This is a genomic window from Paeniglutamicibacter antarcticus (genome assembly GCF_039544305.1).
Classification (GTDB): Bacteria; Actinomycetota; Actinomycetes; order Actinomycetales; family Micrococcaceae; genus Paeniglutamicibacter; species Paeniglutamicibacter antarcticus_C.
The window spans coordinates 21680-46562 of sequence record NZ_BAABLK010000029.1 but is presented as its reverse complement, the minus strand read 5'-3'; the positions used below and the strand labels follow the sequence as shown (position 1 = coordinate 46562).

General features: G+C 60.5%; 22 protein-coding genes, 2 tRNA genes, 1 pseudogene and 1 riboswitch. Of the genes and pseudogenes, 16 read left to right on the top strand and 9 right to left on the bottom strand.

Features of this window, described 5'->3' with window-relative positions; translation table 11 throughout:
* Positions 1–280 precede the first annotated feature (280 nt).
* The 7 genes from gyrB to ABEA12_RS10395 all read left to right on the top strand — a co-directional run bounded on the left by gyrB (position 281) and on the right by ABEA12_RS10395 (position 7088).
* A complete protein-coding gene (gene gyrB / locus ABEA12_RS10425; protein ID WP_210102709.1) occupies positions 281–2278 on the top strand; it encodes a DNA topoisomerase (ATP-hydrolyzing) subunit B in 1998 nt (665 codons plus the stop codon).
* Between the two features lie 59 nt (positions 2279–2337).
* The gene (gyrA, locus tag ABEA12_RS10420; protein WP_210102295.1) at positions 2338–5028 is read left to right on the top strand and encodes a DNA gyrase subunit A; all 2691 of its coding nucleotides are present in this window, start codon (positions 2338–2340) and stop codon (positions 5026–5028) included.
* On the top strand, positions 5025–5576 hold the full coding sequence (locus tag ABEA12_RS10415) for a DUF3566 domain-containing protein (protein ID WP_210102294.1): 552 nt from the start codon (positions 5025–5027) through the stop codon (positions 5574–5576). Before gyrA ends, ABEA12_RS10415 begins: the two co-directional genes overlap by 4 nt.
* Positions 5577–5698: 122 nt before the next feature.
* Positions 5699–5772, top strand: a tRNA-Ile gene (locus ABEA12_RS10410).
* Between the two features lie 40 nt (positions 5773–5812).
* Positions 5813–5929 carry a DLW-39 family protein gene (locus ABEA12_RS10405; protein WP_210102293.1) on the top strand — a complete coding sequence of 39 codons (117 nt, stop codon included), beginning with the start codon at positions 5813–5815 and terminating at the stop codon, positions 5927–5929.
* Positions 5930–5937: 8 nt separating this feature from the next.
* A tRNA-Ala gene (locus ABEA12_RS10400) sits at positions 5938–6010 on the top strand.
* Positions 6011–6140: 130 nt separating this feature from the next.
* Complete coding sequence (locus tag ABEA12_RS10395) at positions 6141–7088, top strand: DMT family transporter (protein ID WP_210102292.1); 948 nt, start codon at positions 6141–6143, stop codon at positions 7086–7088.
* Between the two features lie 99 nt (positions 7089–7187).
* On the opposite strand, the gene ABEA12_RS10390 is transcribed toward ABEA12_RS10395, so the two are convergent.
* Positions 7188–8189 (bottom strand): hypothetical protein, encoded by a 1002-nt coding sequence (locus ABEA12_RS10390; protein WP_210102291.1) that lies wholly within the window; start codon positions 8187–8189, stop codon positions 7188–7190.
* A gap of 160 nt (positions 8190–8349) precedes the next feature.
* Here ABEA12_RS10390 and ABEA12_RS10385 point away from each other — a divergent pair, with 160 nt between their 5' ends.
* From ABEA12_RS10385 to ABEA12_RS10375, 3 genes are all read left to right on the top strand, one after another.
* On the top strand, positions 8350–8895 hold the full coding sequence (locus ABEA12_RS10385; protein WP_210102290.1) for a peptidylprolyl isomerase: 546 nt from the start codon (positions 8350–8352) through the stop codon (positions 8893–8895).
* A gap of 437 nt (positions 8896–9332) precedes the next feature.
* Positions 9333–10016 carry a rhomboid family intramembrane serine protease gene (locus tag ABEA12_RS10380; RefSeq protein ID WP_345468019.1) on the top strand — a complete coding sequence of 228 codons (684 nt, stop codon included), beginning with the start codon at positions 9333–9335 and terminating at the stop codon, positions 10014–10016.
* A gap of 576 nt (positions 10017–10592) precedes the next feature.
* Positions 10593–11558, top strand: coding sequence for a GNAT family N-acetyltransferase (locus tag ABEA12_RS10375; protein ID WP_210102288.1), 966 nt, complete (start codon positions 10593–10595; stop codon positions 11556–11558).
* A gap of 36 nt (positions 11559–11594) precedes the next feature.
* Here the strand turns inward: ABEA12_RS10375 and ABEA12_RS10370 are convergent, their stop codons facing one another.
* Positions 11595–12212: a LysE/ArgO family amino acid transporter gene (locus tag ABEA12_RS10370; RefSeq protein ID WP_210102287.1), complete on the bottom strand. Its 618-nt coding sequence runs from the start codon at positions 12210–12212 to the stop codon at positions 11595–11597.
* A 72-nt stretch (positions 12213–12284) separates the two neighbouring features.
* Here ABEA12_RS10370 and ABEA12_RS10365 point away from each other — a divergent pair, with 72 nt between their 5' ends.
* Both ABEA12_RS10365 and ABEA12_RS10360 read left to right on the top strand, forming a co-directional pair.
* The gene (locus tag ABEA12_RS10365) at positions 12285–13193 is read left to right on the top strand and encodes an ArgP/LysG family DNA-binding transcriptional regulator (RefSeq protein ID WP_210102286.1); all 909 of its coding nucleotides are present in this window, start codon (positions 12285–12287) and stop codon (positions 13191–13193) included.
* Between the two features lie 170 nt (positions 13194–13363).
* Positions 13364–13855 (top strand): annotated as a pseudogene (locus ABEA12_RS10360) (DUF4442 domain-containing protein); the annotation flags it as partial.
* Here the strand turns inward: ABEA12_RS10360 and ABEA12_RS10355 are convergent.
* Entirely contained in the window at positions 13811–14320 is a 510-nt protein-coding gene (locus ABEA12_RS10355) for a DUF3817 domain-containing protein (RefSeq protein WP_210102285.1), read from the bottom strand. The pseudogene ABEA12_RS10360 and the gene ABEA12_RS10355 overlap by 45 nt on opposite strands.
* Positions 14321–14392: 72 nt before the next feature.
* Positions 14393–14454, top strand: a riboswitch (guanidine-III (ykkC-III) riboswitch).
* A gap of 21 nt (positions 14455–14475) precedes the next feature.
* Here ABEA12_RS10355 and ABEA12_RS10350 point away from each other — a divergent pair.
* On the top strand, positions 14476–14790 hold the full coding sequence (locus tag ABEA12_RS10350) for a DMT family transporter (RefSeq protein ID WP_210102284.1): 315 nt from the start codon (positions 14476–14478) through the stop codon (positions 14788–14790).
* Here ABEA12_RS10350 and ABEA12_RS10345 read toward each other — a convergent pair.
* The gene (locus ABEA12_RS10345; RefSeq protein ID WP_210102283.1) at positions 14787–15038 is read right to left on the bottom strand and encodes a cell division protein CrgA; all 252 of its coding nucleotides are present in this window, start codon (positions 15036–15038) and stop codon (positions 14787–14789) included. The two genes, ABEA12_RS10350 and ABEA12_RS10345, sit on opposite strands and share 4 nt — an antisense overlap.
* Positions 15039–15221: 183 nt before the next feature.
* Between ABEA12_RS10345 and ABEA12_RS10340 the strand changes: the two genes are divergently transcribed.
* The 3 genes from ABEA12_RS10340 to ABEA12_RS10330 are packed head-to-tail and all read left to right on the top strand — an operon-like array spanning position 15222 to position 16798.
* Positions 15222–15974, top strand: coding sequence for a class E sortase (locus ABEA12_RS10340; protein ID WP_210102282.1), 753 nt, complete (start codon positions 15222–15224; stop codon positions 15972–15974).
* 9 nt (positions 15975–15983) lie between these two features.
* Positions 15984–16151 carry a hypothetical protein gene (locus ABEA12_RS10335; RefSeq protein ID WP_210102281.1) on the top strand — a complete coding sequence of 56 codons (168 nt, stop codon included), beginning with the start codon at positions 15984–15986 and terminating at the stop codon, positions 16149–16151.
* The gene (locus ABEA12_RS10330; RefSeq protein WP_210102280.1) at positions 16148–16798 is read left to right on the top strand and encodes an anthranilate synthase component II; all 651 of its coding nucleotides are present in this window, start codon (positions 16148–16150) and stop codon (positions 16796–16798) included. Before ABEA12_RS10335 ends, ABEA12_RS10330 begins: the two co-directional genes overlap by 4 nt.
* 92 nt (positions 16799–16890) lie before the next feature.
* Here the strand turns inward: ABEA12_RS10330 and pknB are convergent, their stop codons facing one another.
* From pknB to ABEA12_RS10305, 5 genes are read right to left on the bottom strand one after another with little or no spacing between them, the layout of a single operon-like run.
* The gene (gene pknB / locus ABEA12_RS10325) at positions 16891–18840 is read right to left on the bottom strand and encodes a Stk1 family PASTA domain-containing Ser/Thr kinase (RefSeq protein WP_210102279.1); all 1950 of its coding nucleotides are present in this window, start codon (positions 18838–18840) and stop codon (positions 16891–16893) included.
* 17 nt (positions 18841–18857) lie between these two features.
* Complete coding sequence (locus ABEA12_RS10320) at positions 18858–20609, bottom strand: protein kinase domain-containing protein (RefSeq protein WP_210102278.1); 1752 nt, start codon at positions 20607–20609, stop codon at positions 18858–18860.
* Positions 20606–22060 carry a penicillin-binding transpeptidase domain-containing protein gene (locus ABEA12_RS10315; RefSeq protein ID WP_210102277.1) on the bottom strand — a complete coding sequence of 485 codons (1455 nt, stop codon included), beginning with the start codon at positions 22058–22060 and terminating at the stop codon, positions 20606–20608. The genes ABEA12_RS10320 and ABEA12_RS10315 overlap by 4 nt, the downstream gene beginning before the upstream one ends.
* A complete protein-coding gene (locus ABEA12_RS10310; RefSeq protein WP_210102276.1) occupies positions 22057–23463 on the bottom strand; it encodes an FtsW/RodA/SpoVE family cell cycle protein in 1407 nt (468 codons plus the stop codon). The genes ABEA12_RS10315 and ABEA12_RS10310 overlap by 4 nt, the downstream gene beginning before the upstream one ends.
* A complete protein-coding gene (locus tag ABEA12_RS10305; RefSeq protein ID WP_210102275.1) occupies positions 23460–24881 on the bottom strand; it encodes a PP2C family protein-serine/threonine phosphatase in 1422 nt (473 codons plus the stop codon). Before ABEA12_RS10305 ends, ABEA12_RS10310 begins: the two co-directional genes overlap by 4 nt.
* Between the last annotated feature and the right edge of the window lie 2 nt (positions 24882–24883).

The following is a 24883-nucleotide window of genomic DNA, read 5'->3' as shown; positions in this document are numbered from 1 at the left end:
TAATGGCTCCTAAGTATGCTTGGCGGCTATTAGACCTATGTTGCTGCTGGTCAATGTCCGATTAAATTGGTGTTACGCGGTAGAATTGATGAAGGTGTTTTGTCCAAGCGGCAAGACATCGGTTCATGATCGGACACCTTCGGTGTCCGGCCTTCCACTGTTTGAGGAGTCTGTAGCACCTGTGTCTACCGATAACACCACACCCCAGGAGCCAAACGATTCCCTCGAGGCAGGTGAATCCCCCACAGCGCAACCCGTAGAAGAGCACGTCAGCGGTCGGGTGGAGCACACCTACGGCGCCCAGGACATCACGGTGCTCGAGGGCCTTGAAGCGGTGCGCAAGCGTCCGGGCATGTATATCGGCTCCACGGCATTGCGCGGACTGCACCACCTGGTCTACGAAGTCGTGGATAACTCCGTGGATGAGGCCCTGGCCGGGCATTGCGATCACATCAAGATCACCCTGCGCGAAGACGGCGGAGTCCGCGTTGAGGACAACGGCCGTGGCATTCCCGTGGATATCCACCCCACGGAGGGCAAGCCCACCGTCGAGGTCGTCATGACCATCCTGCACGCCGGCGGCAAATTTGGTGGTGGCGGCTACGCGGTCTCCGGCGGCTTGCACGGTGTGGGCATCTCCGTCGTCAACGCACTCTCCTCCCGGGTCGATACCGAGATCAGGCGCCAGGGCAGCGTCTGGCGGATGTCCTTCGCCAACGGCGGCAAGCCGCAGGGCACCTTGGTCAAGGGCGAGGACTCCGATGCCACGGGAACCATCCAGACGTTCTACCCGGATGCAGGCATCTTCGATTCGACCCACTTCGATTTCGAGACCCTGCGCGCTCGCTTCCAGCAGATGGCATTCCTGAACAAGGGCCTGCACATCACGCTCACCGACGAGCGCACTATGGACACCGAAGGCGACGAGATCGCCGCCGAGGTCATCGAGGATAATGACGATGACGCCCCCAAGCACCGCGTGGTGGACTACCTTTACAAGGACGGGCTGCTGGACTATGTCAAGCACCTAAACTCGGCCAAAAAGGTCGAACTGGTCCACGAGGACGTCATCGCCTTCGAATCGGAGGACACCTCCAAGGGCATCAGCGTGGAAGTTGCCATGCAGTGGACCAACTCCTACTCGGAGTCGGTGCACACCTACGCCAACACCATCAACACCCATGAGGGCGGCACCCACGAAGAGGGCTTCCGCGCAGCCATGACCTCGTTGATCAACCGCTATGCGCGCGAGAAAACGATCCTGCGAGAAAAGGACGACAACCTCACCGGCGATGACATCCGTGAGGGATTGACCGCGGTGATCTCTGTGAAACTCGCCGAACCGCAGTTTGAGGGTCAGACCAAGACCAAGCTGGGCAACTCGATGGCCAAGGGCTTCGTTCAGGGCGTTGTCAACGATGAGCTCGGCGACTGGCTCGAGCGCAACCCCAACACCGCACGGGACATCATCCGCAAGGCCCAACTGGCCTCCCAGGCGCGCATGGCCGCACGCAAGGCCCGCGACAACGCGCGCCGCAAGTCGCCGCTGGAATCCTTCGGCATGCCCGGCAAGCTCTCGGACTGCTCCTCGAAGAACCCCGCCGAGTGCGAGGTCTTCATCGTAGAGGGCGACTCCGCAGGCGGCTCCGCCAAGCGCGGACGCAACCCTCACACCCAGGCCATCCTGCCGCTGCGCGGGAAGATCCTGAATGTGGAACGTGCCCGGCTGGATCGCGCGCTGGGCAATGCGGAGGTCCAGGCGATGATCACTGCCTTCGGCACCGGCATAGGCGAGGAATTCGACATGGCCAAGCTGCGCTATCACAAAATAGTGCTGATGGCCGATGCCGACGTCGATGGCCAGCACATCACCACGCTGCTGTTGACCCTGCTCTTCCGCTTCATGCGCCCGCTGATCGAAAACGGCTACGTCTACCTCGCCCAGCCTCCGCTGTACCGCATCAAGTGGTCCAACTCCCCCCACGAATATGTGTACTCGGATCGGGAACGCGACGAGTCGCTGACCGCCGGTGCCGCCAAGTCCAAGCGCCTGCCCAAGGAAAACGGCATCCAGCGCTACAAGGGCTTGGGCGAGATGGATTACTCGGAACTGTGGGACACCACCATGGACCCGGAGCACCGTACGCTGCGCCAGATCACTATGGAAGACGCTGCAGCCGCCGACCAGATCTTCTCCGTGCTGATGGGCGAGGACGTCGAATCACGTCGAAACTTTATCCAGCAAAACGCCAAGGACGTGCGCTTCCTGGACATCTAGTCCGGTACCGCCCACCCACGCGTCTTACTACTTAGAACTTTGACTAGAGGAAGAAATCGATGAGCGATCAGACTCCCGAGAACCCGCAGGACAACAAAGCCGGCAACGACGAACCCATCGAGGGTTCGGTGATCGATGATGCGGCGCCGATCAACCTCGGCGTCGACAAGATCGAACAGATCGACCTGCAGACTGAAATGCAGCGCTCCTACCTTGATTACGCCATGGCGGTCATCGTGGGACGTGCGCTGCCGGATGTGCGCGATGGCCTGAAGCCGGTGCACCGCCGCGTGATCTACGCGATGTACGACGGTGGCTACCGCCCGGACCGTTCATACAACAAGTGTGCGCGCGTGGTCGGCGAGGTCATGGGCCAGTACCACCCGCACGGTGACACTGCCATCTACGATGCGCTTGTACGCCTGATCCAGGACTGGACCATGCGTTACCCGCTGGCCCTGGGCCAAGGCAACTTCGGGTCCCCCGGCAACGACGGCGCCGCAGCCCCGCGTTACACCGAGACCAAGATGTCCCAGCTGGCCATGGAAATGGTCCGCGACATCAACGAGGACACGGTCGACTTCCAGGACAACTACGACGGTAAGAACCAGGAACCCACGATCCTGCCGGCGCGTTTCCCGAACCTGTTGGTCAATGGTTCCTCCGGCATCGCCGTGGGCATGGCCACCAACATTCCCCCGCACAACCTGCGCGAGGTCGCCGCCGGCGTCCAGTGGTACCTGGAAAACCCGGAAGCCGGCCGCGAGGAACTGCTCGAGGAATTGATGCTGCGCATCAAGGGCCCCGACTTCCCCACCGGCGCGGTGATCCTTGGCACCAAGGGGATTTCCGATGCCTACCGAACCGGCCGCGGATCGATCACCATGCGTGCGGTGGTCAGCGTCGAGGAACTCCAGGGGCGCACCTGCCTGGTCGTCACCGAGCTGCCCTACCAGGCGAACCCGGACAACCTCGCGGTGAAGATCGCCGAACTGGTCAAGGACGGCAAGGTCTCGGGAATCGCGGATCTGCGCGATGAAACATCAGGCCGCACCGGTCAGCGCCTGGTGATCGTGCTCAAGCGCGATGCCGTGGCCAAGGTCGTGCTGAACAACCTCTACAAGCACACGCAGCTGCAGGAAAATTTCTCCGCGAACATGCTCGCGATCGTCGACGGGGTGCCCCGCACACTCTCCCTCGATGCCTTCATCCGCCACTGGGTGGCCCACCAGATGGAAGTCATTGCCCGGCGCACGGCCTACCGCCTGCGCAAGGCAGAGGAGGAAGCGCACATCCTGCGCGGACTGCTCAAGGCCCTGGATGCATTGGACGAGGTCATCGCGTTGATCCGTCGCTCATCGACGACCGAGGAAGCCCGTGACGGGCTGATGGAGCTGCTCTCCATCGATGAACTGCAGTCCCGGGCCATCCTGGACATGCAGTTGCGCCGCCTGGCCGCCCTGGAACGCCAGAAGATCCAGGTCCGCCATGCCGAGCTCGAGGTGGAAATCGCCGAATACCAGTCGATCCTGGCAGATCCACAGCGTCAGCGCACGATCATTTCCGAGGAAATGGGTGAGATCGTCGACAAGCACGGTGATGACCGCCGCACCAAGGTGCTGATGGGCTTCGACGGCGACATGAGCATCGAAGACCTGATCCCTGAAGAGGAAATGGTCGTCACGATCACCCGCGGCGGCTACGTCAAGCGCACCCGGAGCGATAACTACCGCACGCAGCACCGCGGCGGCAAAGGCATCAAGGGTGCCGCGCTGCGCGGAGACGACGTGGTGGAGCACTTCTTCGTCACCACCACGCACAACTGGCTGCTCTTCTTCACCAACCACGGCCGCGTGTACCGCTCCAAGTGCTACGAACTGGCCGAGGCGGGACGCGACGCCAAGGGCCAGCATGTGGCTAACGTGATGGCTTTCCAACCCGACGAGCAGATTGCCCAGGTCCTTGACCTGCGTACCTACGAGGACGCCCCGTACCTGGTGCTGGCCACCCGCAACGGTCTGGTCAAGAAGACCCGCCTGACCGACTATGACACCAACCGCACAGCCGGGGTCATCGCGATCAACCTACGCGAGGGCGACGAGCTCGTCTCGGCGCAGTTGGTCAGCGAAACGGATGACATGATGCTGGTCTCGCGCAAGGGACAGTCGGTGCGCTTCACGGCCACCGATGCTGCTTTGCGCCCGATGGGCCGTGCCACCTCCGGCGTGACGGGCATGAAGTTCCGTGAAGAGGACGAATTGCTCGCCGCCGACGTAGTCACGGAAAATTCCTATGTGTTTGTCGTCACAGAGGGTGGCTACGCCAAGCGCACCTCCGTTGACGAATACCGGGTTCAGTCCCGTGGCGGCATCGGCATCAAGGTCGCCAAGCTTGCCGAAGAGCGCGGAAACCTTGTCGGGGCATTGATTGTGCATGATGAGGACGAGGTCTTGGTGGTGATGCAGGGCGGCAAAGTCGTCCGCACGGATGTTTCGCAGGTGCCGGCCAAGGGCCGCGACACCATGGGAGTGATATTCGCCAAGCCAGACAAGAAGGACCGCATCATCGCCGTGGCGAAGAACACCGAACGCGGCCTGGGAGTAAATCCCGAGGAAGATGAAGTACCGTTGAACGCGGAAAAGACACAAGAACCGGCCTCCCGGGCCCTTCCAGGTGATGAAAGCCTTGAAGGAACCGAGGGAAACCTTGGGCACGACGACGAGGCCATCAACGACGGAGGTAACGCGTGAGCACCCCAAATACGCCCCGCCCGGGCGGCGGCACTGGTGGTACCCGTCCGGCACCGCCAAGACAGGCCCCCACAGGCGCACAGCGTCCTGCAGGAGCGCCGCGCCCCGCGGGAGCGAAGCCCCAGGCGGGCGCTCCGCGCCCAGGCGCCGGGAACCCCCAACTGGTGCGCCCGGCACCCAAGGCCAAGGTCCGCAAGGCCCGCCTGCTGGTCTCCAAGGTCGATCCCTGGTCCGTACTGAAGATGGCGTTCCTGCTTTCGGTGGCCCTGGGCATCGTGACCGTCGTTGCTTCTGTGGTGTTCTGGACGGTGCTCGACCTGACAGGCATCTTCAAGGCCGTTAACGACCTCCTGGGTGAGATCGTCGGCTCGGAAAGCGGTTTTGACCTGATGAAGATCGCGTCACTGGGACAGGTCGCTTCGTTCGCCACCATCATCGCTGTGGTGAATGTGGTATTGCTCACGGCGCTTTCGATGCTCGCCGCAGTGCTCTACAACCTCTCCTCGACCCTGGTCGGCGGCATTGGCGTGACCCTCACCGACGATTAATTCGCGGAAACACAACAAAAGTCGGCCTTCGAAGCCCATCCGGAATGTTGCTTCGAAGGCCGATTTGTCTCCGGGGCAGTTCCTCGGGTAAAGTTTTATCTCGTTCCCGGCGGGAACATAGAGGGCGTATAGCTCAGGCGGTTAGAGCGCTTCGCTGATAACGAAGAGGTCCCTGGTTCAAGTCCAGGTACGCCCACGGATTCCCTCATCCGAGCGGTAACTGAAAGGAAATATCCATGCGGAAATTTCTGGTGTTTGCGGCAATAGTCGCAACCTTCGTCGGATATCGTAAGTACAAGGAATCTACGGCCGAAAAGGCCACCTGGAGTCAGGGCACCGATAAGGTATCCTGAATTCATACGGGGACTTAGCTCAGTTGGTAGAGCGGTAGCTTTGCAAGCTTCAGGTCAGGGGTTCGACCCCCCTAGTCTCCACCGAAGCGAAAGGCCCGGAACTCTGGTTCCGGGCCTTTTTCGTTTTAAACCGGCTTTGGTGGCCCCGGGCAACGCCGCGTGCATACCTTGCATGTATCCGCCCGGAGCACAATGCCAATACAGTGGGATCGTGACCTTTCTTCTGGCCCTGGTGGGTGTTCTAGGCGTTGCCGCATCGGGACCGCTCATCGCCGCGTTCCCTGCCGTACCGGCACTGTCCATGGCACTGTGGCGCAACGCCGTAGGAACCGCTGTCATGGCCGTTCCCGCGCTAGTCAACGAACCACGCACTTTCGCCCGGTTGCGCCGCCAGGAATGGGGCTGGAGCGCTCTGGCTGCTGTCTCGCTGGCGCTGCACTTCGCGTTCTTCATGACATCCATCCGTATGACCACCGTGGCAGCTGCCACGGCGTTGGTGTGCCTGCAGGCGGCATGGATCGCAATGTTCCAGTCCCTGCGCGGAACCAAATATGGCTGGAGAGTGGGGCTGGGCATCGTGCTGGCCTTCACCGGAGTCATCGTCATCACCGGATTGGACATCGGTTCGGGTTCCGAAGCACTGACGGGCGACGCTTTCGCGCTTATCGGCGGGGTCCTCGCCGCTGCCTATACACTTTCCGGGTCCAAGGCGCGAGCAACGATGAGTACCAGTTCCTACACGACGATTTGCTACGGGATGACCTCGGTCTTGTTGCTGGGGATGTGTTTGGTTGCCGGTGCCCCCATTTGGGGATTCAACCTCAACGGGTGGATCGGTATCATCGCTTTGGCATTGTGTTCACAGGTCCTCGGGCATTCGGCCTTGAACCACCTGTTGAGCTCACTTGGCCCGTTGACCGTGTCAACGCTGATCCTGCTCGAAATCCCCGGGGCCGCCCTGCTGGCCTCATTGTTCCTGGGCCAGGTCCTGCCGGCCGGCACGGTCGTGGGATTGACCGTCATCCTGGCGGGGCTGTTTTTCGTGGTCCGCGGCCAAGGCCACGCCCAAGCACGAGCACTTGTCTCGGTGGACATCGATGATCCAATAATGGACGAGGACGTAGCCGACGAACAGGCAAAGGAACAGGGCACCAACTGATCCATCGCGCCCCGGTTCCCGGAGACCTCGACGGGGCAGCTGCTGCCCTGCTTGACCTGCTTTTCTTCGGGGCTCCCGCGACGGGCGCCCAGAAGTGAATTACTTCTTGCTGCGCGGACCCGGCTTAGGCGTGGAATCCGTGGTGGATTCCTCGGCCTTGTGCTTGGCTGTGGCCGCGGACTCTGAGAGTTCCTCCGCCTCTTCGGAGAGCTTCTCCTTGGTTTCGGAGACGGTTACCTTGGCTGCCTCCGCGGCCTCCTCGACTGCTTCCTTGGCGTCCTCGGTGGCCTTCGCAGCGTGGGCCTTGGCCTCGGCTGCCGACGATGCTACTTCGTCGCTTACTTCCTCGACGCTTACCGGTACCTCTACGGGACCGCTGGCACGCACTGTGGTCGGCTCCACGGGCGTGGGCGTTTTCCAGGGGTCATCGATGGGCTTGGATGCGCGCCACGCGGCCACGCCGGCGGCCGTGGCCGCGGCGATGATGGCAACAATGAGCCAGCCCTTCTTCTTCTTGGCGGGCTTCTGCGCCTTTTGCAGCTCCTTGCTCACGTGGTCGACGGCTGCAGTTGCGGTGTCCTGCAGACGCGCGACGGTTTCGGCATTGGGCTTGAGCTTCTCGGAAACCTGGTGCAGTGCCTCCGGGACCTTGGCCTGGTCAAGCTTGCGGGAGGTGTAGTCGGCTGCCTTGCCGATCTTTTCATTAGCCGTCGGCAAGTAGTCGTTGAGCACGACGTCGCGGGCGTGGTTGAACGCGGGGCTGGCCTTGCCCATCGCCTCGTTCAGCGCCGGAGTTGCACGGTCGACGGCTTTCTGGACCCGCGGGGTAGCCTCATCGATGGCGGCGGAAATCCGCGGCCCCACGCGGTCAAGTGAATCCTGGATCATGGGACTGACCTTCGCAACGGTGTCGGAGAGCTCCTGGGCAGCCCAGGTCAAACCCTCTTGGATCTTCGGGGAAGCGGTCTCAATGCCCTTCTCCAGGCGCGGAACGGCCCATTTAACCGCGCTGTCCACCTTTGGTGCGGCCCAATCCAGTGCTTGTTCTGCACCGGTGGCAACACTTCCTCCAAAGTCTCGAGCAGTACGTTCTGGCTTCACGGGGACCCCTTTGATCGTTTCGTATGCTTAGTCCTAGCCTACGGCGTTCTAACGTCCCGGAGCCATTACCTGCCCGGCATATATGCAAACCCCTGCCCTTGTTCACTGAACGCGTAGCCAATCGCAGCGGTAGCTCAAGTGCTCATGGAAGAATGACTGAATGACTGCAATCCCAACGCACACAGCCACCATCCACACCACCTTGGGCGACATCGTCGTTAACCTCTTCGGTAATCACGCCCCGAAGACCGTGAAGAACTTCGTTGGCCTGGCCAACGGAGAACAAACCTGGACCGACCCGCGCTCGGGCGAGGAAAAGGCCAACACCCCGCTGTACAACGGGACGATCTTCCACCGCATCATCTCCGACTTCATGATCCAGGGCGGCGATCCGCTGGGCCAGGGCACCGGAGGCCCGGGCTACCGCTTCGACGACGAAATCAACCCCGAGCTTGATTTCCGCGAGCCTTACAAGTTGGCCATGGCCAACGCCGGGATCCAGATGGGGCAGGGCACGAACGGCTCCCAGTTCTTCATCACCTCTATCCCGACCACCTGGCTGCAGGGCAAGCACACCATCTTCGGTGATGTCACTGAAGAAGCTTCGCGCAAGCTTGTTGACCAGCTGAACGTCGTTCCGACCGATGGCCGTGACAAGCCACTGGAAGACGTAGTCATCAACAGCATCGACATCGCTGCACTCTAGCCCCGTGCTTCGGGCGCATTCCCTGCACCGATAAACGCGGACGGCCCCATTGACGACCCGCCGGCCTGTTGTTCACCTTTCCCTGAAACGTGGATGACGGGCGCGGGATGGTCCAATGGGGCCGTTTTGCATCGGTGGGCAGATGAATCCCGCCAGGGGTAAGGTCTATCTCCTCGGTTTCGGGGGCAAAACCGCGGCAAGAACCGGTTCCGGGGACACCGGAACCACGAACGTACTCACACAGGAGCATCATTTCCATGTCCTATGGACTGTCTAACCCGAACCAGGCCGCGCAAGCCCCGGTATGCCCAAGGCATCCGGAGCGGATCTCCTATGTCACTTGCCAGAGGTGCTATAGACCGGCGTGCCCCGAATGCCAGGTTGCGGCGGCCGTCGGTACCCAGTGTGTGGACTGCGTGCGGGAGGCAAACAAACAATTGCCGAGCACTCGGACGGTGTTCGGAGGAAAAGCCTCAGATGGACGACCGATCGTCACCTACGTGCTGATCGCGATCAACGTGGTGGTCTTCGGCCTGCAGATGCTGATTCCCAGCTTCACCAACCACTTGGTCTACGCGGGTCTTTACACCAGCGGCTATTTCGAGCCGGAACCGTGGCGGATGGCGACTTCGATGTTTGCCCACTCCACATCATTCATCGGGCACATCGCCTTCAACATGTACGCGCTGTATATCTGCGGGCGCGTGCTTGAGCCGATGCTGGGGCGGTTGCGCTTTCTCGCCCTCTACCTTGTGTCGGGCCTGGGCGGATCGGTTGCCGTGCTGCTGATCACCGATCCGCGGGTTCCGGTTCTGGGCGCTTCGGGCGCGGTCTTCGGCCTCTTCGCAGCCATGTTCGTGTTGCTGCGTTCGCGAGGGGTGCAGACGATGCAGATCGTTGTCCTCATTGTAATCAACCTCGTGATCGGATTCATTTTCCCCGGGATCGCATGGGAAGCCCACGTTGGCGGCCTGATTCTGGGTGCTGCCATGGCAGCGGTATTTGCCTATTCCCCGAGAGCGAACAGGCAAGCATTGATGCAGTGGGCAGGAACCGCATTGCTGGTGATGTTGTTGGTGGCCTTGACTTTGTATGGTGCCGTCAACGTTCGAGTTGGATAAGCCGAACTTAGTGGCACCGTACAAAGTTGTCCACAAGAGTTATCCACACTGTTAATAACTCACAAGCATGTAATTCACTTACGACGGACCGGCTCCAGCGCCCGCGCTGACGCCGGTCCGTCATGTATTTAAGCAACTTTTGACGAATATGCACAGTTTCATCCACAGCTGTGGATAACTTAGTGCACAACCTGTGTAGTGTTACCGGCCTCGATTCGAATGGAGGTCCCCCTGCATTCTTCGAAAGTATGACCTAGCCCCCGTGATTACGCGGAATATTGATGTATCCCCGATTGCCGTAGGGGCCTTTTCCACACATCTTATCCACAGTGTTAATAACTTACACACATGTAGTTCATCTTGGATGGAACCCCGAAAGAGCAGCAATTTGGGGAGAAATGAGGCGAAACCCACAACTTTATCCCCACCTGTGGATAACTTAGTGCACAGCATGTTACTAAGTTTCGATGGATGGTGCGGCGTCACTTTTGTGCAAGGCCGGGGATAATTGCAAAGTGGACTGCGGCAGCCTTGCCGCGATGAGGAAATCCACTCACAGCACCATGGGGGAGCGAGATGCACGAGGAACCGATCCACGTCGAACACGTGGAGGCATGGGCGGACCTCACCAATGCCTTGGCGGTTTCCGATGCCACCGATGAATTCTATGAAACTGAGGATCTCCTTGAGGAACTAGGGGAGCCGGGAGTAGACCCCGAGCACGATACCGTGGGACTGTGGGATCGCGGTGCAATGGTCGGTTTTGGCCAACTTCGGCTGGGTGCGCAGCTACGCGACGGACGCGGACGCATCTCCATTGGAGGTGGGATTTCCCCGGAATACCGTCGCAAGGGGCATGGACGAAAAATCATGGATGCCCTGGAGCTCAGGGCAACGCAAAAGATGGCCGAAAGGTTCCCTGGTATCGATTTCACCATCGATGTCTGGGGAAATTCCCCTGGGCACAGTGCCGGCTTGATGGCCCTGGCCCGCGGCTACGAGCCAGCCCGCTACTTCCAGGACATGGCGGTGGGCCCAGGGAACTTCTGTCCGTCCGGCCCCCCGGGTGCAATCCCGGAAAGCGCCCGACTCCTCTCCTACTCCCCCCGTATCGCCGAAATTGTCAGGCTCCTGGACAACGAGGCATTCGCTGACCACTGGGGCTCGACCCCAAAAAGTGTGGAGGAGTGGGAAGCGACGACGGGCGCGCGCTCATTCAGGAGCAACTACTCCATGGTCTTGCTGGAAGATCGCGGATCGGAGGCCGAACCACGCGCTCTGTGTTATGTCTTGAGTGCGGAATGGATATCCAAGGAACTCTATATATCCAGGGTGGGCACCTCTCGAAGCGACAGGGGGCACGGATATGCCGCGTGGGTGCTCTCTGCGGTGGTCTCGGCCGCATTCGAGGCCGGATATACGAAGGTCGATTTGTCAGTGGACGTGCAGAGCCCCACGGGGGCTACTGGCCTGTATGAACGACTGGGTTTCAAGACAGTCCGCCAAGGGATCATGTACCGGAAAATCGCTGCTGCAGGCTAAAACGTAGAGGGACTCCGAATCGACGTGCCGCATGCCCTATCCAAGGACAGGCAGCAGCAGCGATAGTGCCAGTGCCAACATCAAGGCGGCTACAACGGCATCAAGAAAACGCCATGACTTGGGGCTGGCGAAGAAGCCACGCAGATACCGTGCGCCAAAACCCAAGCACACGAACCAGAACGTACTTGCCAGGATTGCGCCGGCACCAAATGCCCATCGCCCGATATCACCCTGTGCCGCGGCGACGGATCCAAGCAAAATCACGGTGTCGAGGTAAACGTGGGGATTGAGCCATGTCAGTGCCAGTGCAGTTAAAACAGCAGTGTGGGCCGTAGTCTTCCCGGACATTGTGGTGGCTTCCAACGCGGACGAACTGAAGGCGCGTTTGGCGGCAAAGAGGGCATAGACGAGCAAGAACCCTGCTCCACCTATGCGGGCAACGGAGATGAACCACGGGGCCACGGCCAGCAGTGCACCGAATCCGGCGACCCCGGCCAAAATCAATACAGCGTCGGAAAGCACGCAAATCAAGACAGTGGCCCCTACATGGTCCTTGCGGATTCCTTGGCGCAAGAGGAAGGCGTTTTGGGCACCAATGGCAATGATCAGGGACAGGCCGGTGGCTAAGCCAGATACGAAGGGAAGTAATGTCACTAACCGAGGATATGCACTGCCGCAAAGATGTGTCGAGCTAAAGTATCTAAGCGTCCATTAGAATCCCTTACTATGGACTTTCCCGCCGAACAGCTGCAGACATTCAAGGTCGTCATCGAAGCCGGAACCCTTGAACGAGCAGCGCGGCAGTTGAACATCACCGCCTCAGCGGTTAGCCAGAGGCTCAAAGCACTGGAAAAACAAGCAGGCAGTGTGTTGTTCATCCGCTCGAGACCGATTCGAACCACCGGGAGCGGGGACGTGTTACTTCGGCTGGCACGCGAAACCCACATGCTCTCAGCCGAGGCACACCGGGCACTCGGCCTGCAAACGGCGACGGGTGTTGAACCCCGCCGCACGGATCTCAGCATTGCCGTGAATGCGGATTCCCTGGCTAGCTGGTTCACCCCGGTATTGGGAGGCCTGGCAACCCAAGACCTCATGGTGTGTGAAATCCTGCGTCACGACGAGGAACACTCAACGGAGTTGCTTCGGTCGGGACGGGTGATGGGCGCGGTGACCACAAAAGACACCCCTGTGCAGGGGTGCTCGGCGCTTTACCTAGGCACCATGCGCTACCGGGCCATGGCCAGCCGCGGTTTCACGGACCAATGGCTGCCGGGTGTCGACCCCGTCGCCGAGCTCGCTGAAGCCCCGATGGTGAGCTTTGACCGCACCGATGGTTTGCAACGTTCGATTCGCTGGAACATCGTCGGAGGAGCCGGTCCGGAGAAACCGACGGAATATTTCGTCCCTGACTCGCGCGTCTATGTGGCGGCCGTGGCGGCTTCGATGGGATGGGGCATGATTCCTGAAATCCAGGAGCCGGATGACGGCTCGCTCGTGTGCCTGAACCAGGCTTGGACCAGTGACGTGAATCTGTACTGGCAGCGATGGAAGGTTCCCTCCCGGGCGTTGGACATGCTCACGGCACTGGTCACGGATGCTGCCAGATCCTCCCGGCTGCACCAGGAACGGTAGCGCGCATGAAGGATCCTGCTGGAAGGTAACTTATGCGTCTAGCCTGAGTCCATGAGTAACCGGAAAAGCGCCAAGGAAAGGCCTCGATCCTCAATAATCTGCTTAAGGTGACGCCAAGGATGACCGGGGATCCTCGGGTGGTGCGATCTTGAAGGTCGCTCTGGCCGACGTTCTGGAGTGCGGGGATCAAGGTCAAGCAAATCGCTGCGGACTGGCGACGGGCCGCGGTACTCCTGAGGCAGCATCCGCGGAACATGAACTACGTGGGAAGCCATTTCGGTGGTTCGTTGTTTTCCATGACGGATCCGTTTTGGATGATGATGGTGCTGTACAACATCGGACTCGGGCACATTGTGTGGGACAAAAGCGGTGAGTTCGACTTCCGCAAGCTCGTATCCGGAACCCTGACATGCGCCATTGAGCTGGAGGAAAAACGCGTCGACGATCTCAGGGTAAGCGTGGCCCGGGACGGAAAAGCCACGATGTGGTTCCGCGTGGACATACTCGTTTCGACGGGCGACATCGTGGCAACAATCCGCAAGGAAGTCTATGTGCGCGCAAAGGACCGGTCGCCGGAAACCACCAGAGTGGTTCCGGCAACTGATGGAGATCGCTTGCTAGCTGCTGCTGCCGCCTGGGGGGCCAATGAACAGGAGCACTAAGGTGATGCCAGCTACCAAGACAACGCCAACAAGTGCGGCCAACCATGGGCTGCGCAGGGCCACGGCTTGGATCTTCTCGAGTGGGCCTCGGGGCGTATCGCCGCCGGGTGCCAGCCGCCAGGTGTCGCTGAGCAACCCTCGGCGCAGCATGGCCCGTTCGAAGGGCAGAGTGGCGAACGGAATGATCGCGGTCGCCAGACCGAGGATGCCACGTGAAGCACTCCATCGTTCATTGGCCCAGACGAAGATGGTCACCAGGCCGTAGGCGATGAACACCACGCCATGGAACATCCCAAAGATCCGGACGTAGATTTCCGGTCCGACGCCGTATTTGATGACCATGGCGATGATCAGCAGGGCCCACGTGAGCATTTCGGCTGCTGCCAGAAAGCCATACAGGCGTTTGGGGGAGAGCCGTGAGGCGGTGGCGGTTGGAGTGCCTGGGGAAACAGTGGGGCGAACCATGGATCGGCAAACCTTTCTGGGAGTTGGTGTGAGCGGTGTGTGCACGGACGCGGAATTGCTAAGCTGTGCGTATTGGAGCGCAGAAGCGCCCCCGGACGAGGGAGCCGTACCCGGACAGCGACAAGACGGCCACCGAAAGGAATCGGTGCAGCGCCATGTCGTGGATCGTACTTATTGTCTCGGGGCTCTTTGAGGCTGTCTGGGCCGTGGCGTTGGGAGCCTCGGAAGGCTTCAGCAAGCTCGTGCCCACCGTCATCTTTGGTGTGGGGCTAGTGATCAGCATGGCCGGACTGGCCTGGGCCATGAAGGAGATCCCCACAGGAACCGCCTACGCTGTCTGGGTGGGAATCGGAGCGAGCATTGCTGTCGCCTACGGCATGATCTTCGGCGGGGAAGCCGTCAGCATGATCAAGATCCTGCTGATCATCGGTTTGGTGGGCTGCATCATCGGGCTAAAAGCGGTGAGCTAGCGCCAGCCGGTGGTCATGAAAAAACCGACCATGGCCAAGCCAAAGCCAATCACGATGTTCCATCCGCCGATTCCGGGAATCGGGAACGCGGTTTGGGCGACGTAATAGACCATGATCCAGATCAAACCCAGGATCATCAAGCCAAACATGACCGGCTTGTACCATTTGGGCAACGGCTTGTCTTCGGCCCGTACGGCGCTGCCGCCTTGTGGCTTGCGGTTTTTTCGACGTGTCCTGGATTCAGGCATTGCTGCTCCTTGAGTCTTTGAGCGTCGACACGATCTCCAACGAGGCCGTGGCGGAACGGTAAGGTGTTAAGGGTGTGCCGAAGGGGAACGCTTCCCGACGTCACGCTTTGATCCAATACTATCCGCTCAAACTGGGCACCAGCAGGTTTCGCGGTGTTCCACGTGGCAGTGAGGGAATTTCGCATGACACGTTCCGCATCGCGGACGCGCCCCCGGCCCTCGATCGGGCAGCGCCTGTTGGGCGGTTTCGGTGAAATCCTCATCACTGTCGGTATCGTCCTGTTGCTCTTTGTCGGATGGGAACTTTGGTGGACCAACATCGACGCCGGACGTGCCCAAACGGAGGTCACCTCGGAGTTCGTCAAGGACCTTGACGTGATGGCCGATGCCCCGGGCAACGAAACGACAAAAGATTTCGGCCCGGCACCCATCACCAAGATTCCCGACGGGGAAACATTCGGGATCTTCTATATCCCGAGGTTCGGCAGCAACTTTGCACACCCGGTCACCAACGGTGTGGGAATGGACGTGCTGAACAACGTGGGCATCGGCCATTACCCCGAGACCCAGGCACCGGGGGAGCCGGGCAACTTTGCCGTTGCCGCCCACAGGCAGACCCACGGCCAGGTTTTTTGGAACATCGACAAGTTCCAGAAGGGCGACAAGATCTACCTGCACACACGCAAGGGGTTCTATACGTACGAATGGAACGAAACCGAGATCGTGTATCCATCGCAGAGCGAAGTGCTGTGGCCGGTGCCCCACAAGAACGGCGCCAAACCCACGAGCTCCATGCTCACCATGACCAGTTGCCATCCGCCGTTCACCACCCGGATGCGCATCATTGCGTACTCGGAGTTGGAGTCATGGCGTCCGATAGATGCAGGTCCGCCGAAGGAAATTGCCGCAGTGGTCAAAAAGACAATGGAAAAGTAGGTCACACACATGTACGCATGGATATTCTCCAGTCTTCCCGGCCCGCTGTGGATCCGCATCCTCCTGTCCTTGGCGTTGATCGCTGCCGCCGTACTATTGCTTATGACCTACGTCTTCCCTTGGCTGAGCCAATACAGCCCCTGGACCGAATCAACGATTGGCCTGATGCTCCCGTGAACGCCCCGAAGATCCTGGTGATCGATAACTACGACAGCTTCGTCTACACCTTGGTGGGATACCTGCGCGAGCTGGGCGCCGAGACCACGGTGATACGCAATGACGACCTTTCACTGGCCGAAGTCATCGAATTGGCGCGGGCCCGTGATGGCGTCTTGGTATCCCCCGGACCAGGAGCGCCGGCCGATGCCGGGGTGTGTATCGAAGTCATCAAGTGGTGTGGCGAGCACGGCAAGCCGATGCTGGGGGTCTGCTTGGGCCACCAGGCATTGGCTGAGGCCTATGGCGGCATCGTGACGCATGCGGAAGAACTCATGCACGGCAAGACCTCTCCCGTGTTCCACACCGGCCACCAGGTGTTTGCACACATCCCCAGCCCCTTCACCGCGACGCGGTACCACTCCCTGGCCGCCGTGCGCTCGAGCATTCCCGAGTCCCTCGCAATCACCGCGGAAACCGAAGGCGGCGCAATCATGGGCCTGGTCCACCGCGATGCGCCGCTGTGGGGAGTCCAGTTCCACCCTGAATCGGTCCTCACCGAGGGTGGATACCAAATGCTGGGCAACTGGCTGGAATCATTGGGCCTGCACGGCGCGGCTGATCACGCATCGACGCTTAGCCCGTTGATTCGGGACACTGGGCTCTAGAAAAACATATGGGAAGGAGCGATTTCGCCGGTGAGTGTTCTCACCGGCGAAATCGCTCCTTCCCAAGCATCCCCGTTGCGGCCATTGCCGCACTAGGGGGTTGGCGTTGGGGTTTCTCCCGTTGGCGTCGGGGTTGGCACCGGCTCAGGACTTGGAGTGGAACTGGTCTCCGTTGGTTCAGTACTTTCGGTCGTTTCCGAAGGAGAGCTCTCTGTGGGAGTGGGTTCCGTGCTTTCCTCTGGAACCTTCGGCTTTATGGCAACGGTAACAGTTACGTTGCCGCCTTGAGGAGACGTTGAACCAATTTCGGGAACCTGGCGGATGATGGTTCCTGGCTCAACGTCCTGGCTTTCTTCCTCGGTCGTAAGTATGCTCACGCCCGCATTGAGTTCATCCAGAACCGCGGTTGCTTCAGGTACCGTGAGATCGATCAGCTTTGGTACCTCAACTAAACCCGTAGATAGCACCAAATCGATCGTGGTGCCGACCTTGACCTTGCTGCCGAGTTTCGGCTCGGTGTTCACCAACCAATCGGTGGGGATCGAGGCATGGTTGACCCGGGTCACCGATCCGATCTCGAATCCCATGTCGCGCAGGACCTGCCGGGCCCCGGCCTCGGACTGGCCGGCGAGATCCTCAGGAAGGACCATGGCCTCAGGACCCTGGGAAACCATCAGTCGAACCGTGGATTCCTTCCGGACCTGCTGCAACGCGGCTGGATCGGATTCAACGACGTTCCCGATCTTGATCTCGTCATCGAAAACCGTTTCGACCTGTGGAACGAGTTGCAGCTCGGTTAGTGTCGATTCAGCCTTGGCCTGGGACATGTTCACAAGACTGGGAATGGTAACCGGTGCGTTGCGTTCGGCTTCGGCCTGCATCCAGTTGTAAAAGAACAGACCAGCAATTGCCAGGGCAAGGACTAAGACCAGGGATACCGCCACGGTCCAACTACGCCTGGATCTCGCCCGCTGCTCATCGCGTTCACGCTGTAGGCTTTGTTCCCACATCGAGGGCTCGTCCAAGTGGCGGGGACCATCAACGGGCTCCATGTAGCCCGTATGGCTTTGCGGGATCGCTGCGAAAGCCTGTGTAGACGACGAAGGAATGGCGGAGTGCGTCACCGGCGAGGCAAAGGTGGCCTGGTCGTCGGCATAGGGCAGTGGCGCCGTGAGCTCGTCGGGCGGCAACGGAATTCCCTGCCGGGCATTGGACAGCGCCGTGGCAAAGGCCGCGGCATCGGTGTAGCGATCTTCGCGGTCCTTGGCCAGGGCCTTGAGGACCACGGAGTCATAGATCGGATCCAGCTCCGGCACCAGGGTACTCGGAGGCGGTGCCTGCTCCCCAACGTGTTGATAGGCCACCGATACCGGTGAATCCCCGATGAAGGGTGGCCGGCCTGTGAAAAGCTCGTACAGCAGGCACCCGGTGGAGTAAAGGTCGGTACGGGCGTCAACGATCTCGCCGCGGGCCTGCTCCGGAGACAGGTACTGAGCGGTGCCCACCACGGTCTGCGTCTGGGTCATGGTGCTCGATGAATCCGCCAAGGCTCGGGCAATCCCGAAGTCCATGACCTTCAGCGCACCGCGGTCGGTGACCATGATGTTCGCCGGTTTGATGTCACGGTGGACGATTCCCATCGAGTGGGAGTGCTCCAGCGCTTCCAGGACACCCAAGACGTAGGTGATGGCCAGGTCGCTGGTCATTTCCCCCGCCTTGACCAATTCGCGCAGGGTTCGTCCACGGACGTATTCCATCACAATGAACGGGAGTTGGATGGTTGAACCGGCAACCATCCTTTGTTCCTCGCCGGTGTCAAAGACAGAAACAATGTTGGGGTGGTTCAGTCCTGCTACGGCCTTGGCCTCGCGCCGAAAGCGCGCCTGCACCATAGGGTCGCGGGTCATTTCGCTGCGCAATAGCTTGATGGCGACCTTCCGACCCAGGATCTGGTCAATGCCCAAATGGACGTCGGCCATGCCACCACGTCCTATGAGTTCCTCAACGACATATCGCCCGTTGAGAATCCGTTCCTCGGTCACCGTCTATACACCATCATCTATTCTTTTGGCTGCTCAGGAGCAGGGACAGGGTCTTTGCCAGAATCCGGTGCGACTGCCTCCGGTGTGGTTTTGGTGGGAGTGGGTGTCGGTTTAGTGGTTTCGGGCGGTGCCGAGGACTCTTTGGTGGGGGTGGGAGTGGGTGTCGGTTTAGTGGTTTCGGGCGGTGCCGAGGACTCTTTGGTGGGAGTGGGAGTAGGTGTCGGTTCAGTGGTTTCGGGGGGTGCAGTGGAGCTCTTGGTGGGGGCTGGCTCCCGGGAAGGAGGAGCCGGTGCTACGGCGGGACCGCGGGACAGGATATAGGTGACAGTGCTTCCGAGCTCGACCTTGTCGCCGGAGTTCTTGCTCTGTGCGATCACGGTTCCCACTTCAAGCGAGCTCTCCTGGGATTTGCCCTCGACCGGGTTGAGGCCGGCAGTGGTCAATTCTTGGGACGCTGCACTAGCGCTTAAGCCGAACAGGTCCGGCACAGCCACCGTTGAGGCAGCCGTTGAGCTAGGCGCTTGAGTGGTCTCCGACGAGGATGGGTCCGAGGATCCTGAAGTCAGCACCGGTATGAGCCAGGCCCCGAGGATCGCAAGCAGCACCAAGATAATTAACGCGATCAGTGGCGTGGTCCAGGGGCTGCGGCCCTTTTTGTCCGGGGTACGCACAGGGGCATCCTCGGGCTCGTAGTTTCCGACCGGTTCGTCCTCCCACTGCTGTGAGGCACCCATGACAGTGGTGTAGTTCCCCTCGTCACCGCCTGAGGACCCCTCGGCGGGGACCTGTGGCAGGGCATTCGTGATGGGGGCACTGGCAGTGGCGTCGGTCGACGGCAATGCGACGGTTTCGTTGCCCTGGGTTATCGGAGTCTGGTTGATGGCCTGGGTAGCGGCATCGGCGCCGGAGAACAGCAGCATTCCGGGCACTGCTTGCGTGGCCGTTTCCGTGTTCCCGGCACGGATCGCATCGGCAGCCACTGCCAAGGCATCGGCATCCTTGGGACGGTCTGACGGATCCTTGGCCAGCATCGACATCACCAGGGAGCGAACCGGCAGCGGGATCGTCTCCGGCAGCGGTGGCGGTGTGTCGTTGACCTGGGCCAAGGCAATAGCGATCTGGGATTCACCGGTGAACGGCCGTCGCCCAGCCAGCAATTCGTATCCGATCACGCCCAAGGCATAGATGTCCGAGCTTCCCGTAGCCTGCTGGCCGGTTGCCTGTTCGGGCGCCAGGTACTGGGCGGTGCCCATGACCTGGCCGGTGGCCGTCAACGGAACCTGGTCGGCAATGCGGGCGATGCCGAAGTCGGTGATCTTCACTCGTCCGTCGGGCAGCATCAGCAGGTTACCCGGCTTCACATCGCGGTGCACCAGACCCTGGATGTGGGCGGCGGCAAGCGCCTTGGCCGTCTGAGAAATGATCGACAGCGTGCGATCGGGGGAGAGCACGCGCTCACGCTCGATGATCGTTGACAGCGGTTGCCCGGGCACCAACTCCATGACCAGGTAGGCGGAACCGCCCTCCTCGCCGTAGTCGAAGACGCTGGCGATGCCGTTGTGGTTCAGCAGCGCGGTGTGCCGTGCCTCGACGCGGAAACGCTGAAGGAACCCGGGGTCCCCGGTGTACTCCTCCTTGAGGATCTTGATCGCCACAAGGCGGCCCAGGACCTGGTCCCTGGCCCTCCACACTTCACCCATGCCGCCAATGGCAATACGGTCGGTCAGCTTGTATCGACCGCCCAGGGTAATACCGGAAATTGGCCTCACTGGTTGAACACCGCCTCTAGAATCTTCTTCAGGTTGGGACTGGTCAAGGAGGACCCAGTCTTGAAATCAATTTTTTCAAACACAATTGTCACGGCGACCTCCGGGTCATCGGCCGGGGCGAAACCCGTGATCCAGGAGTTCACCAGGCCGGAACCTTTTGCCAACTGCGAGGTTCCCGTCTTGGCAGCAATATCCAGCCCCGGGACCTGGGCCCGCACGGCGGTACCGCTCTTGACCGGGCCGCGCATCAGGTCGGTGACCTTGTCGGCGATCTCCTTGCTGGTTGCGGTGCTGAATTCCTCGGGCTTGTGCTCCGAAAGCACCCGCAGATCGGGGGCGATGACCTGTTTGATCAGGTTTGGTGCCATGATCACCCCGTCATTGGCGATGCCCATTGCGGCCATGTTCATCTGCAGCGGTGTTGTCTTAACATCGCGCTGGCCGATCACCGATTGGGCCAACGGAGCGGGGTCGAGGCCGGGCGGGAAGACGCTGGGGACCACGCTCATCGGGATATCGACCTGCTGGCCGAAGCCAAAGCGCTCGGTCACGTCCTCGAATGGCTTTGCGCCAAGTTTCTCGCTCATCAGAGCGAACGGGGTGTTGCAGCTTTGCGCCACGATGAATGCGAAGCTGGCCGGGTTCCGGGCCGCACAGTTACCGCCATAGAAGTTCGGCAGCGGGGTTGTGGTACCGGGAAGGTTCATGCTGGAGGGGTTTTCGAGCATGGTGTCCGCATTGTATTCCCCCGATTCGAGGCCGGCGACGATATCGAAGATCTTGAACGTGGAACCGGGCGCGATGAGGTTGCCGATGGCCGGGTTCCGGTAGGGGCTCAGACCCTTGGACTTCAACTTCAACAGCTTGTCCATGTTGGCCGCAGCCTGCTTGGAGCTGTGCACGGCCAGGAGGTTGGTGTCATAACTCGGCTTGGAGGCCATGGCCAAGATGTTTCCGGTTTTGGGTTCGGAAACAATGATGGTTCCGCGGGTCCCGTCGGGAATGAGGTCGTAAACACGCTTTTGCAGGTCGCCGTCGATGGTCAGCTCCACGGCTGCCCCCTCACTGGCCCTGCCGGAGAACAGATCGACGACCCTGTCGAAGAACTGGTCTTGGCTCTTGCCCGTCAGCTCGGGGTTCATTTCCGATTCGAGCTGGGTGGAACCGTTGGCCAGGGAATAGAAGCCGGTCAGGTGCGAGTAGAGTTCCGGGTCCGTATAGACACGTTGGTACTTGAACTGGCCATCGGAGGGAACCGACTCGGCAATGGGCTTGCCGTCAACCAGGATCGCTCCGCGAGGGAGATCGAAGTCCCGGAACAACTGTCGGTTGTTCAAGGCATTCTGGTTGAGGTCCTTGGCAGCGAAGAACTGGACGTAGCTCAATGCGCCCAGACCCAGGACGAACAACAGCATCACGGCGATCCAGGTGTTGCGGATAGCTTGGTTCACAGCTGTGCCTCCTTTCGGCGTGCAAGGATGCTCCTGGAACGGCGGGGAGCCTTCGTGGCGACCTCGGGTGTCGCAGAAACCCCCGAAAGCATGGGGCGCCGGGAATTATGGGAAATCAGCAACAGCAAGGCGACGATGATCCAGTTCGAGAGCAGGGATGAGCCGCCAGCAGCCATGAACGGCGTGGTCAGGCCGGTCAGCGGGATCAAACGGGTGACCCCGCCAATGACCACGAAACACTGGAGGGCGAGGGTGAAGGAAAAGCCGGTCGCCAGCAGCTTGCCGAACGAATCGCGTGATCCCAGCGCTGCACGCATGCCGCGGCTGACCAGGATCAGGAACAATAGCACTATGGCGGCGATGCCGATGAGGCCCAGCTCCTCTCCCAACGACGCGACGATCATGTCGCTGTTGGCCAAGGGCACCATGTACGGGCTGCCATTGCCCAGTCCGGTACCCAACAACCCACCGTTGGCGAGGCCAAATAAACCCTCGACGATCTGTCGGCTGCCGCCGACGGCGTGGTAGATATCGGGGTCGAAGGCGTTAATCCACCCATCGATACGGCGGGTGACGTGCCCCATGGTCAGGTAGGCAAAGACGCCTCCACCGACCAGCATCAGGGTTCCGATGACGATCCAGCTCACTCGGGCGGTGGCGACATAGATCATCACCATGAACAGCCCGAAGAATAGGATCGATGAACCCAGATCCTTCTGGATCACTAGGACGCCGATGCTGACCATCCAGGCCACGATCATGGGGCCGAGGTCCCTGGCCCGGGGTAGCTGCATCGGGCCGAGTTTCTTGCCTGCCAACAGAATCAGTTCGCGGTTGGAAGACAAATACCCGGCGAAGAATATGGCGAGGGTGATCTTGGCCAGTTCACCGGGTTGGAAGGAAAGCCCGAAGAAGTTCACCCAGATCCTTGCGCCGTTGATTTCCACGCCCAGTCCCTTGATCAAGGGAAGGATCAGCAGCAGAACCGAGGCTGCCAGGGCAATGTAGGTGAATCTCCGAAGGATTCGGTGGTCCCGGATGGCCCAGAGGACGATCATGGCCACCACCATGGCGACCCCCGTCCACAGGATCTGGCGCAGTGCCGTGTCGTCGTTTCTCGCCAGGTCGATGCGGTGGATCATGGCCAGCCCGATGCCGTTGAGGGCAACGGTGGCAGGAAGTATTACCGGATCTGCATATTTTGCCCAGATCCGCAGGATGACGTGGAAAACGAGAGCAAGCCCGGCCAGGAAAAGCCCTTGGGTGATGAATTCCTTGCTCAGCCCGTTGTCACTGTTTGCACCGACAAGGTAATAGGCGCCCATGGCGACGGCAAGGGCAAGCAACAGCAGGAGCAGCTCCATGTTGCGCCGCGGGACCGGCACGGTTTTCAATTCGCTCATGGGGTGGTCTCCTGACAGTACGGGGGCAGGACAGGCAAGCTTCCGGCAGATTCCGGATTCTCCGGGACGATGACCGGGCATCGTTGCTTGGCAGTCACGAGCAGCTCTCCGACCATGGTCTGTGCGTGTGCCAGATCGCGTGCAGGGAGTGAGGAATCAATGCGTTGCTGGGTGTATTGCGGCAGTGCGTCCACTGGAATCTCTGTCAAGGTATCGAGGTGGGAGAGTTTCAAGGGTCCCAGGTCTTGCGAGACACCCTTGAAGATAGCCACTTGGCCATCGTGATTGCCCACGAAGTACTGGGTTTGCGTCCAGAGGTAGCCCCAGCCGCAGACGGCGAGAAGGATCAGCGTCATCAGGGCAAGGAAGGTCGGGACCAGCCAACGCCGCGGGCGGCGCCCTGCAGCCTCGAACTCTTCCTGTTCCTGGGCTGCCTGCGCGGCAGGCGTTTTGTGCGTCAGGATTGCTGCTGCGCGCTTTTCCCCCGAGCGTTGCGTCACGACCGGGATCTTGCCGGTTTGGGTGGCGAGCTCCGCGGCACCGACCAATAGGTGTGGGCGCTTCGCCATTTCGTGGCGGATCAAGGCCGCACTCGCCTCGAGGTCGCCCCCGGCGGCGATCGTGAGCTGCCCGGTGTCAGGGGCCGGCTCACTGATCTCGGTAAGTTCATCTGTCGGCGACGGCACAGGTGCCCCATCATGCTCAACGATCTCGAAGACGACGATTGTCACGTTGTCCGGCGAACCATGGGCCAGCGTTGTTTCGACCAGGTCTTCGGCTGTTTCATCAAGCGAAGCGGTGCCGCGCATGATTCGCTCGGTGATGGAATCGGGCACAACGGCGTTCAATCCGTCAGAGCAGAGCATCCAGCGCTCACCGGGCTCGACCGGGTACTGGTTTACGTCAAGTTCCGGGCTGGCGTCCGAATCGCCCAGCACACGCAAAAGGACATTCTTGTGTGGGTGGAGCTCGGCTTCCTCGGGGCGCAGGCGGCCCTCGTCGACCAGCCGTTGAACGAAGGTGTGGTCCTTGCTGACCTGCTCGAACACGCCATTCTTCAGGCGGTAGGCGCGCGAATCCCCGATGTGGGCGAATTGCAGCACATCTCCGGTGAGCAACATTGCGGTGACGGTGGTGCCCATGCCCGACAGCTTCGGATTGGCGTTGACCAGCTCGTTGAGCACCAAATTCGCCGCCTGGATCTCGTCAGGCAGGACCGTTTCGGGATCCGGGGTCTCGGGAACATCCAGGTGCACGAGGTCAAGCACGGTGGAGGCACTGGCGACATCGCCGCCGACATGACCGCCCATGCCGTCGGCAACGACGGCCAGGTAGCGTCCCACGTAGGCGGAGTCGTCATTCTTTGTGCGGACCATTCCAACATCGCTCCGCGCCGCAAAATTCAGCATCAACGCCATGT

Bases quoted from the DNA above. Each gene is read 5' to 3' on its own strand.
- gyrA (WP_210102295.1), top strand. From the start codon at position 2,338: ATGAGCGATCAGACTCCCGAGAACCCGCAGGACAACAAAGCCGGCAAC.
- ABEA12_RS10405 (WP_210102293.1), top strand. From the start codon at position 5,813: ATGCGGAAATTTCTGGTGTTTGCGGCAATAGTCGCAACCTTCGTCGGA.
- ABEA12_RS10385 (WP_210102290.1), top strand. From the start codon at position 8,350: ATGACTGCAATCCCAACGCACACAGCCACCATCCACACCACCTTGGGC.
- ABEA12_RS10375 (WP_210102288.1), top strand. From the start codon at position 10,593: ATGCACGAGGAACCGATCCACGTCGAACACGTGGAGGCATGGGCGGAC.
- ABEA12_RS10365 (WP_210102286.1), top strand. From the start codon at position 12,285: ATGGACTTTCCCGCCGAACAGCTGCAGACATTCAAGGTCGTCATCGAA.
- ABEA12_RS10355 (WP_210102285.1), bottom strand. From the start codon at position 14,320: ATGGTTCGCCCCACTGTTTCCCCAGGCACTCCAACCGCCACCGCCTCA.
- ABEA12_RS10350 (WP_210102284.1), top strand. From the start codon at position 14,476: ATGTCGTGGATCGTACTTATTGTCTCGGGGCTCTTTGAGGCTGTCTGG.
- ABEA12_RS10345 (WP_210102283.1), bottom strand. From the start codon at position 15,038: ATGCCTGAATCCAGGACACGTCGAAAAAACCGCAAGCCACAAGGCGGC.
- ABEA12_RS10340 (WP_210102282.1), top strand. From the start codon at position 15,222: ATGACACGTTCCGCATCGCGGACGCGCCCCCGGCCCTCGATCGGGCAG.
- ABEA12_RS10335 (WP_210102281.1), top strand. From the start codon at position 15,984: ATGTACGCATGGATATTCTCCAGTCTTCCCGGCCCGCTGTGGATCCGC.
- ABEA12_RS10310 (WP_210102276.1), bottom strand. From the start codon at position 23,463: ATGAGCGAATTGAAAACCGTGCCGGTCCCGCGGCGCAACATGGAGCTG.
- ABEA12_RS10305 (WP_210102275.1), bottom strand. From the start codon at position 24,881: ATGGCGTTGATGCTGAATTTTGCGGCGCGGAGCGATGTTGGAATGGTC.